Here is a 13,261-nt window from a genome sequence, read left to right as displayed (position 1 = left end):
TCCAGGTTCGGCCGTAGCAGCCTGCCCCGCCATCCGAAACCCCACATCCGGCGATTCCACAGTCGAATTGTCCTGACTCACACTGTCCTCGGTCTCCGCTCTCGTCGAGCTTGCAGCTCGTCCGAATCTAGCCGATGTCGTCGGGAAGCACAGCTCAGATGGTGCGCCGAGGCCACGAATGTGGATGCGCCTGGCTTCATCGATGAATCGTGACGGTGTCTATCGTTGGATCTCGACGGCGACCTAAGGAGCCACGAGGTCGCCTGGTGAAATCTGACGTTGCGATCTTGCTTGACCCGCCCCGAGACCGCTTCAGGCGGTCTGCCTTGGCCACTGGTGATATCAGCGCGGCAGGTTCGCAAAAAGCGTGTCGGCGAGCTGTTCTGCCGATCGTTTCAGTGCGTCGACATCGGGGGTGCCGAGGGAGTTACTGCGGCCGATCTCGATCCAGGCGGCACCGTAGGAGGTGGGCCACGTGATTATGCAGGTTACGTGGTACGAGTACCTGTTTTCCTTGGGCCGCACGAGATCTCCTCGTGCGGGCACGATGTTCCCCACAGCCTTCACCGGATACGGTGTCGTTTCGTCTTTGGTCGAATCGTTATGCGTGAATGGGTCGGTAGACAGGGTCACCCGCGCCCAGTCGTAGGGCCGACTGTGATCGCCGTGGTCCAAGTCCCACTCGCAATGGTGGTAGTGGGGCGCGGTATCGCTCGGCCATTGCTTGATGAATCCGTACGCTTGCTGCTGTTCGATGGTGAGAACGCACGAATCCGGTAGCGTCGCGGCTGGTTCCGTCGCAGTGGCCGTGGTCGATGCGGCATCGGAGGCGGTCGACTTATGTGGCTGGACCGCCACCACAATCGCAGCGACGACCACCAACGACACACCCAAAACAACCGCTGCGCCCAGCAGTGGTTTACCGGCGATAACGGCATTCACCCTCGATCCGACGGAACTACCGGGTGGTCGGCCCACCAGCTCGAATGCCGCCGGCGGTACCAGCTCGGTGGGCAGCGCAATCGCGGGCGCGCCGTGCGGGCGAAGGAACATCGCCCCGGCCATGGGGCGCAGCTCTCGGATCTGCTGGTAAGCAACCCTTCTCGTCCCGGTCGGCAGAATCAGCTCCAGCGCATCCGGCCAGTAGCGCACCGCCATCACCGCGCCGGGGTAGGCGTAGGTGGTGACGTACGAATTGCGACGGAGCAACTGCACGCCCGTAATGATCAGACCGATCACCACGCACACGCCCAACAGTCCCAGATACAGTTCGATCAAGCCGATTACCGGATTCGTGGACGCTGCGGCACCGATGATCACTTCCCAGATACGTCGCGCCATGAGGACCAGCGGCACTGTCGCGGTGAACCCCAACCCAGCCGGTGATCGCCACCGCGCCACGGCGAAGACCCGGCTTAACCGCAGCGCGGTATCCGGCCCGGCGGTAGAGGTGAGGTCGATCGGAAAGAACTGCGGCCCTGGTGGGTTGCTTGGCTGCTGTGGATTCCGCTGACCCGATTCGTACACGCACTTCCCCCGTTGAGCTTGGAAATCTTCTCCGCCACCCTAATCGACGGTGTACTGCGGGGCGTGCCGGAGGAGAGCGGCAGCGCAGTATTCCTGTAGCGCATCGGCATTGACTGGGCCCCGATGGCCGGCCCACCGGCTATGTGAGTTGTAGGCGTTTCTCGAACTGATGATCACATGAGCGCTACGGACGTGATCGGTGGCGCGCGCCGCGAACGATGCGGCAGGATGGGGCAATGCGCACGCTGGGAGGCAGGTGCGGTTCAGTGTCATCGTTGCGAGCGGGGAGGGGTGTCGGTGACTCCAACAGAAGTTCCGTCATGGAGTGATGTGCGTGGGTTGGGCGCAGACCCGCAGGTGCTGTACTTTACGGTGGACGCGGCGAAGATCGGGCTCAATGCCTGTACCGAGTTGATGTGGAGTCTGCTTGTCGTGCAGGACTCTCTCAACCGAACCGATTCGGGTTCCATATGCAACCCTTATGATTTCGCTGGGCCGCCTGGAATATTTCGGTCAGGTCCGAAATGGGCTGATGTATTCCGAACTGCCGGTCTTGATTTACGCGATAAGGTTAACTCGCATATCGACATCGTGAATGCTATGGCCGATTCCTTCAAGTTCGCGGCAAAGAAGTTTGTGAATACCGAGGCTCAATCGGTAGATGACTTCAATAGTGTAACTATGCCGAACCATGTGCCCAAGAATCGTGACGATCCGAACTGGTCTTCTGTGCCGACTATGCCGAGCGCCTCGGATACCGGAATTTATAAGAATGTCAGTGGTAAATCATCCGACAGGACTTCCAATATACCGTCCGCTGACAGCCTTCAGGCATCGGTGGAAAATGATCGGAAATCCTACGAGCACTATACGGCCGAGGGGACGGGCGGGGTCCAGCCGGAATGGGGGTACGACAAGAGCCTTCATTGGAAAGACTTCTATGATTTCGGGGAGAGTATCATCTCCGAGCGGGTTATGACTCTCGCGGTTGACTGGGAAAAGGTGCGCATCGATCTGGACGCGGCATTCAAGAAATTTGAATCACAAAAGGAGCCGATGTTCGACGGATGGCGTGGCAGATCAGCCGACAAAGGTGGTGCAGCAGTGACTGCAGTTATTAATGATGGCAATGCGCTGACCGCAAAAATTCAAGACATAGAGAATCGATTGGTGGACGCCTACGGCTGGTTGCGCGCTGCTCACCTGAAGATGCCGAAAGTCCCTCAGCCTCATGTCGAGGACAAAGGGAATCATAAGTATGAGATAAAGCTTGTCGACTACACCAATGATACGAAAAGGATCGTTCCTACAGTCACGGGCATGAGTCCGGAGGCATGCGAAGAGCTCGCCACAAACGTCTTTCGGGCGGAATTCCAGGATACCTATGTCCAGGGTATCGAATCCCATAACAAATCGCTGGCGAGTTTCGAATTCCCGCCTATGACCAGTAAGCCCGGCGCGCCTCTGTCGCCTCCTCCGCCTCCGCAAATCGCGGATCCTCCGCCGAAGATCACCCCCGGCGCCGGCACCCCCGGGAGCGGCACCCCCGGCGGCGGAACCCCTTCGAGTCCAGGTTCGCCCACTCTTCCTGATGACACGACTCCGAAGGACACCAACCCGAAGGACACCACCCCCAAAGACACCACCCCGGCGAATACCAATGATCAGACTCTGTCGACAGTGGTTTCCGCCGTCGAGAGTCTGGCGAAGGAAGGAGCATCGCTCGTAGAGTCATTGGCCCAGCAAGGCGCGACTCTGGCTCAGCAGGGCATACAGTCGGTAGCGTCGCTGTTGACGAGCCAGCAGACGACTCAGCAGACGCCCCAGACCACCACCGAACAGCAGGTGCAGCAACAGCTTGCTGACCTGACCAGTTCGCTGACGAGCCCCGGCCCGTCCTCGCTTGGAGGTTCGCCGTCGGGTGTCACTTCTGGCGGACCTACGACAACGGTGGCAAAGGACAATCAGCTAAGCCGCCTATTCCCTCGCGCGGGTGTTGCGGTGAGCAGTGATGTGAAGGAAGAAGCTGTCAGCACCGGACGAGCCGGGTTGGCGGCGAGTTCGACGACATCGAGCTCGGGTACGTCGGGTAGTGGCACGCCGATGGGTTCCGGCGCGAACGCCGGGGGCCAGGGTGCCGCCAAGGAACACAAGCGTCCCGAATACCTCAGGTCCGGTGAGAATCTCGAGGAGGTGTTCGGGACCCCGGAGGCAGTGCTGCCGGTGGCAGAGAAATGAGCGCAACTTGGCATTTCGACGATCTGGAGTTTCTCACGCTGTGGCAGCGTGCGACGAGTGAATGGCTGCCGAGTCCCTTCATCTACACCAGCGACACCTCCCTGTACTACGACCATCTTCAGCAGCAGCGGGCGACTGCCGAGCGTATGTTCGCGAACTGGGACCGGTCGTTCGATCCGGCACTGGAGGCGATCGCTCATCCGGATTTGAGGATTTCGGTCGACGGTATGGACCGAAAAGACTCCGGTGCCCAGCGTATTCGTATGATGGGTGTACGGCTGAGTAGTCGGGGTTATGTTCTCGAGCAGCGTACTCAGGGGACCTCACTCGATTCAGACGGATTCACTGTGTCGGAATGCGATCCAGTGGGCTTGGCCGACGCGCTTGTCGCCGGGCTTCCTGACGCTGATGTGGGGCGACAGGCACAGATCCCACTGGTGTACGAAGGTGCGGAGGAGACTGCCTATCCTGACGCCGGACGGATAATCGTCAAAGATGTTTTCGGTGATTCGGATACCCTGCGGACGAAAAGATTCTTCGACGCTCCGACTGTCGGCGAAGGAGGCTTCGATATCGTGCAGGGCTACTCCAAATTCGGGCCGCGCGGGATTGTCAAGCACAGTTTGAGATGGCGAGACCTCCAGGATGACGGTCGATACATAATTAGTGATGAGCCACCTCTCGCAGCTCCTGCCGGTGCAAAAAGGATGGTCGCTGCCATCAACACCCGGGTCGCCACGATAGTCCAGAAGATCCGGGAAGAGCGGGCACTGTGACTGTTCGTGGGTTGTCGAGCCGCAATTAAACCCGGCGCGCAGCCTGCCGGGCTAGCGTCTCGGTGGTGGTGGGGTCCATAGTGGCTGGGTTCGGTCCATGCGGCTTATCGATGTCCAGGCGCCGAAGGTGGGGGTGGGTTCCCAGCAGAGGGCGATATCTGCTTCGTCGAAGTCGACTTCCGTCAGGCCTTTGCCGTCCTCCCACAACTCGCGGTGGCCGCGGCCGGTTGGCAGGTATTGCCACTGGTCGACGAGGTAGGCGGAGTCCGCCGGTGCGTGAGCGCTGCCTTGGTACATGAACAACGTTGAGGTGGTCATGAACAGTGACTCGTCGTCGATCTTTTGGAACTGGTATTTCAGGCGTAATCGGCTGAACTCGTCGAGGAAATAGGTGATGAGTAGTTGTTTTCGCCAGTCGATGTCCAGGACGACCTCGGGATGCTCGACGTCGCCTAGTACAACGGCATAGTGGAATCCCCGCTGGTTGCGCCATCGTGCGTCGATGTCTGTCATCACCTGGTCCGGGCGCAGTGTGTTCGGGTCCCACCGCATTGCGTATGTCACCGGGCGGTTGTTGTTCGTGTCGCTCATCGGCTTCCGTTGCTTTCGGTGGACGGTGGGATCATGCCGCGTGGCTGAGCGTATCCGGTTCAGGGAACACCTTGGTTCGGTGACGAGCCGCCGGAGGAACCGGTTCCCAGCCAGTCCGGAAGACGTGGCAGCGGTATCCATACCCCGGGCGGCTCGGACGGGTCCGAGGGTTCCGGATTCCCCGGCGTTCCCGGATCGACAGGAGCATCGTCAGGCGGCGTGAACGGGATATCCGGCGATTCGGTGTCGTCTGGTGCGTCCAGTGGGTCCGGCGAATGGGTCGGTCTTGCTTCCGGCGGGGCGGGGTTCGGTGCGGCGGGAGGTCCACCGTCGGAGTCGCTTTCGGCTCCGGGAGGTGTTGTCGAATCCTTGGGCGGCTCGGACGTGTTCGGCGTTGAGCTGCCAGGTCCAGGCTGCGGCTTCGGTGGAGGCTCGGACGGGACCGGTCCGCTCGGCGGAATTGGGCCGCATGGCGGATTGGGCGGCTGTCGGGGAGTGCCCACGCCCCATAGCCATGGTCGGCGAATATGAGAGGAATCCGGTTCTGCCGCAGAGGGCTTCGGATCTTCGATACCTTCGACCGGCGTTTCTGGGCTGGATTCCAGGCGTGGTTCGATATTCGATTCCTGCACCGGGGCCGTGGGCATTGCGAGCGATCGCCCGGGATCCGCTTCGGGTTTTGGTTGAGAAGTTGCCTCGGACTGCGATGGTGCCTCGGACTCGGGCTGTGGTTGCGACTCTGGTTCGGGTCCCCGCGGTAGGTGGGGTTGTTGCGGTGCTTCGAACCTGGACGGGCGCGATGGGAGTCCGGGTTCTGGTTCCAAAGGCAAAGGCGTGTAGTCGATCTTCGCCCGCCAGGCCGCCGGCGAAGTCCGGTTGCTGTCCCAGTCGTAGCCCAGTGCTATCGCATGCTGGTTGGCTACGCTCCAGAATGCGCCCGGATGTTCGCGTAGGTAGTTCGATTCGGCCAGCGCGTCCCGCAGTAGCAGGATGTCCGCCGGCCCTGGTGTGCCGTCGATGAGTCGATGCCAGGCCTCGGCGACGTCGGCGACCGCGTCGAGGGGACGCCGGACCGGATCGCCCGTGCGCGGATCGTTGACCAGAAGTTCGTCGCGCATCAGATGGTCTTTGATCTGGCGCAGCTGATCCTGGGTGAATGCGGGCTCGGACAAGAGATCCAGGACTTCCAGGCGATCGCTGAAGGCCATGTGATCGAGAAGTGCCTCCATGGTCTCGGGCCGTTCGTCGCGCAGCTGTACCCCGGAGGTGCGGACGATGCGCTCCAGATCCGGGCGAATATGCTTGTCAGCCTCCTCGGCTGCCTTGTCGATCAGCTTGTCCGCCTGCGCTTCCAGGATGGCGTCCCGCTTCGCGGTGAGATTGGTCCGAATCCGTTCGAGGTCGCCGTCATCGGCTCGGAAGACGTCGTATTGCTGGTCCGCCCATTCCCGGACCCCCGCCCATCGCGAGACGGCTTGCTGCTGCTTCTCCACGTCGAAGTCTGTGGTACTGGTGTCGCCGTGCTCCCATGCCTCCCACTGCCGCACCATCGGTTGCCGGATCACGGGATGGTCCGCGAAGTAGTTCTTGTACCAGGCTGTGTTCTTCGGATTGACGCGAACGTGGAAGGTGTAGGGGTCGTCGGGGTGATGAAACTTGAGCCCCAGTAGTTTCGGCGCCTCGACGGCGAGCCTGAACACCATTCCGGCCGTACCCGCGAACGGGTCCTTGAATGTGTGCAGCACGTCCTCGTCCATTCGGCCGCCGGCCGGGACCGGGGTCAGGAGGGCGCGATCGACCTCACCAGGGTGGCCGTGCATGAACGGGTCCTGTAGCAGGGCCTGGTTGGTGTCGAGCGTGCTTGTGCTCATTCCGTCAGGGATTTCCTTGGGAGAGTAAGTCTTTGGCTTGTACTGCGAGCCCCCGCCGATGTTCGGCCGATCGGGTTCGATGTGGTGCCAAATGCCCTGGCTGTCACGCCATATCGCCACACTTTCCAAGCCGTATCGAGCAAGGAGTCGCTTAGGTGAAAGGCCTTGCTCGGTTCGCCATCGACCGTCGTACTCGGCCACGATTCGGTGGTACTCGACGACTGTCGATGGCAGGCGCATCGCGTTCGCCAACCTTGCGTCATGGCGAATCGCGTCTGCTAGGGCTGAATCATGTTCGACTGCTGCATGTTCGAGCGATTCTCGGGGCCCGATGACTATCACCCGCGGGTCATGACCATCGACGATTCCGACACGTTCGGTAAGTCGGCGTGCGCCGGCGGCGTCGAGAATCTCCTTTCCAGCGCCAGATATTTCGGCCAGGCGGTCCTGAATGCGGCCGATCTCATTGTCGATCGGGTGCAATTGCCGAGATACTTCGGCCAGTCGGCGCACGCGGTCGTTGAACGCGTCTCGAGTACGGGGCGGGACTTTGGTGTCGTACAGGTCGTCGATGGTGCGTGCCAGGCGGTCTGGCCCCAGGTCGGCCAGGTCCACGCCGAGCTGCCGGGCGAGTTCGGCGCGTTGCTTACGCAGTTCGGTATTGGTGGTCCAGAGATTCGCGCGATCGGTGCTCAGACGCTCCACCTCGGCCAGTGAGGTGGGGTACGGGGACTCGCGGGGCAGGTTCGATGGCAGGCGCTCGTTCAATTCGGCCAGGGCCGAACTCAATTCGTTGAATCGCTCCGCCGCGTCCTCGAGATTGTCGATGGCGCGGTTGCGGCGGGCGAGTTCCTGTGGTGCCAAGTGTTCGGATATCGACGCGGCTGGGTCGTCGCCGATCGTGACGGTGGTGTGGAAGCTTGTCACCTGTTCACGGAGTTCTGCCAGGGTATCGGGCAGGTGCGCCGGCCCGAGTGCTTCGTCCGGGTCCGGCAGATTCAACCGCGCGGCGCGATTGTCACGCTTGCCGCGCCAGAATTCGCGTTCCTGCACCACAGCTTTCCGGTCGTTCACCAGTTGGTCGTGGTAGGCGTGGGGGACTTCGCCCGCTGCGACCGAGGTGAGGTCGGCGTCGATGGTCGCGATGTCGTCGGTGATTCGCTGTAGATCGGTGGACTTCTCGGCGAGTTCCTCAACGGCGCGATCGGTGACGGTGCTCTCGAGCGGGTCGATGTTGTCTCGGAGCCGAGCCAGTGTGTGATCGATGACAGCGGGCTCGAGCCGATCGGGTGTCAGGCCCAATGTCGCGGCAATCTGATCCCGCAACTCCCGCAGGGTTTCTCCGCGTGTGATGAGGGCGGCGCGCTCGGTCTCCAGCCACGAGGCCGCCTCGATGCGGGTGTCGGCCTGGTGGACGGCCGTTGTCGCCGTATCGAGGTCGGCGATGGTCTGGGCGAGTTCGTCCACGGCGCTCCGGAAGCGCGGAATATCCTCGACCGGGACTCGCGGCAGGAACCCGGTCACGCCCTTGCCCGCCGTCGGTCGTTGGTGCAGGGCGGCCACTACATCGTCGACCCGCGTGCGCCAGTTCTCCTGCGATTCGCCGGGACGGGGGTCGAGCAGCGTCGGCTCGATGCCCAACGCATCGGTACGCTCATTGAGCAACTGCTGCATCGCATCTCGCCGTACAACCAGATCTTCGCGCTGTGCCGTGAGGTCGACCGGCTCCGGGGCGCGGGCGCCGGGCGCCGGCTGCGGAGCGGCGCGGCGCTGTTGCGGTGGCGCCGATATGGATTGCGGACTGGTCGTATGAGCCTGTGGCGATTCGGTCGGCCCGCGCACGTCGACGACGGTGACCTCACCCGAATCCTCGACGCGCACTTGCAGATAGCGCATTTTGACGCCGTTGGACAGAAACCGCTGCCGCGAATCCGGTGAGACCGGATCGTCCAGGACGACCGTGCGCGACACCACCAGGACCTGGACCGGGTCGCCGAATAGGACGCCGACGCCTTCAGGTCCCGCCGGTCGAGCACCCATGGCCTCGAGGACGTCCTGTACTGCGATGGTCTCCGCCGCTATCCGAATGTTCATCACCTGCTGCGACTCGGCGTGAAGCCGGCTGAAAGACGCGTACATGCGGCGACGGAATTCGAGGCGCTCGAGGCCGAGAGCTTCCTGGGCATGGAGTTCGTCCCAATACGCGACCATCTCACCCGAGGGGATGTTGCCGCGTCGGCTGAGCTCTTCGAGTTCGGCGTCCTTGGCATTCAGCGCCGATTCCATAGCCCGCTGCAGCTCCGTCGCGCGCAGACCCTCCGGATCGGTGCCGAGCTCACGCGCCATGTCGGCGAGAGCGTCCGCGACCGTGGCGATCTCGGTGTGCCTCGCGGCCAGTTGGTCTGCTGCACTGCGTAATTCGTTGCGAACCTCATGGGATGTGGGTTGGTGATGCTGCTCTGGGCCGATGGGATCCCACGGAGATTCGGGGAGGCCGCTGAGCAGCTCCCCTCCCGGTTCTTCGGACTCGAAACCGGTCAGTAGTCGACGTGCCCCGCCAGCGGCCAGACCAGGTTCCCCTGGCTCCGGTCGATCGCCCAGGTCGCTGCCATCGCCGACCAGGTGTCCGTCGGGTGATACCGCATGGTCCGGCGATCGATGGACAGGGTGTACTCCGGAGTCACTTCCGTTGTGTCCGTCAGGGATTCGATCCGGATCTCGTACTCGACCAGGTCCGGTTCGTGGCGTGTCAGGTCCAGGTGCAGACGAATCCGATGTGGATAGATCTGGTACCCCTGCAGCGGTGCTTCCTTCCGCACCATCTCCAGGTAGCGCTCCTTCACCTTGATCACCGACCAGCTCGGGAACTGGTAGATCACCCTGGTTCGGGCGTCCAGCACCATCTGGGCCAGCACCACCCAGGCGTCCTGCCCCTCTTCCTCCCTCGTCAGACGCGGGGCGATCACCCATCCCAGCTCGAACGGGTAGAGGTCGTAGGACCGGCCGATCGAGAGGACTTGAGCCAGGTAGTCCCAAGCGTCCTGTGTCGTGCTCAATGGTTCGGGCAAAGTGTGGGCTCCCATCCGGTAGTAGGGGAATGGCATTCAGAAAGCCTGACCTGTGCAGGAATTCGGCAGGTGGTTCGGTACAGAATTCATGACTCTGCGGATCCCACCAGACCGGTCCCGGCGCGTCTCGTGGATAAACGATCAAGCTGGCGTGCCCACCCCGCAACCGCGCGCTGCCATCGGGTCGGAAGATCCGTTCGTCGGTGTCCGGATCGAGCATCTGCCATCTCGTCCGGACGAAGGCCGCCGAGCCCGGCCCGAGTTCGGCGATGAGGTCCTGTAGCCGCTGGTACTGCGCGGGGATATCCCCGGGGAACTCGACGTACGGGCCGCCGAGAACCGCGACCGCGCGTTCCGACGGCTCACCGGTCGAGTAGGCGACGGTGCCGTCGAGATGGATCTCGGCGCGCATCGCCAGTGCGACAGTCGGTTTGCCCTTGAAGGTGAACAAACCGGAGAGGGCTGCCTCCATGCAGTTGGTGCGGCGGCCGGGAACCTCCGGGCCCCCGTCGTTGACCAGCCGCGCAGCGGGCTGGGTGCGTGGATCGAAGTCGGTGGTGTAGTGGTCGTCCTGCCGCGCCGCGTCGAGGATCTGTTCCTGGTAGCGCGGATCTTCGAGCTGATCGAGCAGCGGACTGGGACCGAACTGCTCGTCATGGTGGTGCAGGCCCCGCACTGGAGAGTCCGTGTTCGCAGCCATGACATCGTGGCTGATCAGGCGGAGATCCGCGGGGGTGAGGGCGAATTCACCGTTCTCGTTGGGCAATCCGAGATGACCGCGCAGCTGCCGAACCAAGGCAACGGAGTCGGTTTCTCTCGACCAGGAGTGGAGTTCAGTGCCGTCCGGATGGCCGACCGGAATACTCAGGTGCGCGTCATCCGCCGCGGCGGTGTACTTGATATGGACTTCCACGTGGTCGCCGTGGCTTAGTGTCGCACCGATATCGAATGCTTCGTGGACGGCGGCCCGAAGATTGTCTCTGATGGCTTGAATATGTTCGGGTGGAAGACTTTCGGCGTCGTCGAGGTGCACACGTACCTGGAGGGTGGTGGTGAATTCGTCACCCGCACGGCGGCGGAGCGCATCGTAGGCCGCGGTCGAGTTCCCGCCCGCCGCACGCACTGTCACCGGCGTGCTGTGGGTGGATGGATCAGCCTGCGGTACAGCAGGATTCGCGTGTTTTGGAAGCTCGGCGGGGACGATGTCCGGAATCGGATCCGCCTGAAGCGCACCAGTCCCGCGCTCGCGGGCCGCGGGGGGTTGGGGTTCCTCGGCCACGACCGCCGGCAGGCGCTCCCCACGCTGTGTAGCAGCGACGTTCGTGCCGCGGTTGTCTGCGCCGGTAACCGGCGCCCCTCCGGCCCTGCTGGTTTCGGAAGCCGAATCCGGCTGGAGCCCAGTACGTTGCGGGACGGATGGCGATTGGGTGCTCGGACCCGGGCCGGTCGGTGTCGTACTCCGATCCACGGCGCTCGGCCGAACCGTCGGCTCCGGGGGCCGCGCCGTCGTATCGGGTGATCCGGCGCGGAATTCGGGTGTTCCAGATTTGCCGGGGTGGGGCGCGGTGCCCTCCGGCGGCACGACTGTGCGCCACTGTGAGCGCAGCTCTTCCAGCTTGGAGACCTGCTGTTCGCTGAACCCGCCTTGCTGGAATGCCTCGGCGCGCATCTTCAGCGCCTCCTCTGTGAGGTTCCGGCCGAGCTGCTGGATGTGCTCCGGTTGACTACTGAGGACGTCCGAGTGGGCTTCCTTGGTGAAGGCCCGGAACAGATGCTTGCCGTCCGCGTTTGAATCCGGGGTGATGACAGGGGGTTTCGGTGAGCCGCCGTCCGGAACATCGGAGCGCGGCGAACCACGCCCGGTGCCCTCGCCCGACGAGCCGCCCCCATTGTCGAGGCCGTGTTTGGCCCCGCCCAATCCGCCGAGTACCGCGCCACCGACGAGCAGCTTCGGATCGAAGCTCCAGTCGATTCGGGTGCCGCCGGCGAAGTGGTCATAGATCTGGTTGCCGAGACCTCCGGCGTACATGCCGACGCCTCCGGCCATTCCGCCCACGCCGCCGCTGATCAATCCGCCCAGTCGTGAGGACAAACGATCGGTCAGCAGTTCTGCGGCCCCGAGGTGCACGGGCGTGCCGAGCAATCCGCCTGCGCCCCATGAGATCGAGGTCTGGAAGGTCCGCTTCAAGTCGAAGCCGTCGTCTCGATGCCCTTCCAATATCTGAACGACCTGGGTGCCTGCGTCCAAACCGGCGCCGAGCACGGCTCCTCCGAGCGTCCCTCCCAAGGTTCGTACCCCGTACCGCAGCGGAGCATTGGTTGCCATTTTCTCGGTGAGCGGGATGACGACCTCTCGAAGCAACGGTTTGGCCAGGGTGTCCAAGCCCGAGCGGGCCACAATGGCCGCGATGCGTTCTGTGGCGGCTTCCGCCATTTCGGCCATCGCTTCGCGCGCGGCGGCCAGGAAGGCGGGCAGCAGCACGTCGCCGTACATCGACACCATCAGCGAGACGGCGGTGTACAGGGTGAGGACCGCGAACGCCTCTTCCTGAATCTTGATGTACTCGATCTCGGTACCGGTAGCGCGGGTGTCGTGGCCGAGTCTGTGCAGGCTTTCGACGAGTTTCGGAATCGAGGAGTCGAACCCCGCATCGAAGAGAGTGTCGAATTCCTTGCTGACCGCGGTGGCTCCGTCGCCGGTGTAGTACTGCGGGACAGCGCCGGCGACGCGCTTCAGATCGGGCTCGAGCTGCTCCAGCGTGGACGCGGCTCGGTGCCAGGCGTCACCGAGTTCGAAGAGCCGATCCTCGTCACCCTTCGGATACGCTTGCCCGAAATTCAGCGCTGTCAGCAGCCAGCTCGGAAAGCGATCCCCGAGCGCGGTCATCCACGCCACGACCCACCCCGATCGAGAACCTATGAAGCTCCTCGACGATCTTCTATCGCTCATCCACCGCATGGGTTGTACATCAGGCGAACATAAGGTTAATCGTCGCGCATCGGCCTGCGTCCGACTCGAACTGACTGGGCCACTTTTTGTTTCAGCAAATGGCATAATGCGATGCGGCGGAATAGGAACGAATGGTGACGGCAACCCGCGTCCGTGTCGCCCGCGATAATCCAGGCTGGCGGGAACGGGCGCTGCGCGAGCTGATCGTGTGCCTTCGCGGATATCCGGTGCCAGCGGCGG

General features: G+C 62.8%; 5 protein-coding genes. 2 read left to right on the top strand and 3 right to left on the bottom strand.

The window, feature by feature from the left end:
- Window positions 1-342 precede the first annotated feature (342 nt).
- A complete protein-coding gene (locus tag JWN03_RS18375; protein WP_297616144.1) occupies window positions 343-1,341 on the bottom strand; it encodes a hypothetical protein in 999 nt (332 codons plus the stop codon).
- 483 nt (window positions 1,342-1,824) lie between these two features.
- On the opposite strand from JWN03_RS18375, the gene JWN03_RS18370 reads away from it, so the two are divergent.
- Window positions 1,825-3,765, top strand: a complete 1,941-nt coding sequence (locus JWN03_RS18370; protein WP_297616142.1) for a hypothetical protein — start codon at window positions 1,825-1,827, stop codon at window positions 3,763-3,765.
- Window positions 3,762-4,541: an ESX secretion-associated protein EspG gene (locus JWN03_RS18365; RefSeq protein ID WP_297616140.1), complete on the top strand. Its 780-nt coding sequence runs from the start codon at window positions 3,762-3,764 to the stop codon at window positions 4,539-4,541. Before JWN03_RS18370 ends, JWN03_RS18365 begins: the two co-directional genes overlap by 4 nt.
- A 51-nt stretch (window positions 4,542-4,592) precedes the next feature.
- On the opposite strand, the gene JWN03_RS18360 is transcribed toward JWN03_RS18365, so the two are convergent.
- Both JWN03_RS18360 and JWN03_RS18355 read right to left on the bottom strand, forming a co-directional pair.
- Window positions 4,593-5,132, bottom strand: coding sequence for a hypothetical protein (locus tag JWN03_RS18360; protein WP_297616138.1), 540 nt, complete (start codon window positions 5,130-5,132; stop codon window positions 4,593-4,595).
- 59 nt (window positions 5,133-5,191) lie between these two features.
- Window positions 5,192-12,958 carry a WXG100-like domain-containing protein gene (locus JWN03_RS18355; RefSeq protein WP_297616257.1) on the bottom strand — a complete coding sequence of 2,589 codons (7,767 nt, stop codon included), beginning with the start codon at window positions 12,956-12,958 and terminating at the stop codon, window positions 5,192-5,194.
- Window positions 12,959-13,261 lie beyond the last annotated feature (303 nt).

The organism is Nocardia sp. (assembly GCF_025465275.1).
Lineage (GTDB): Bacteria > Actinomycetota > Actinomycetes > Mycobacteriales > Mycobacteriaceae > Nocardia.
Note: the sequence above shows the minus strand (reverse complement) of the source record. Positions and strands in the feature narration are given on the sequence as shown.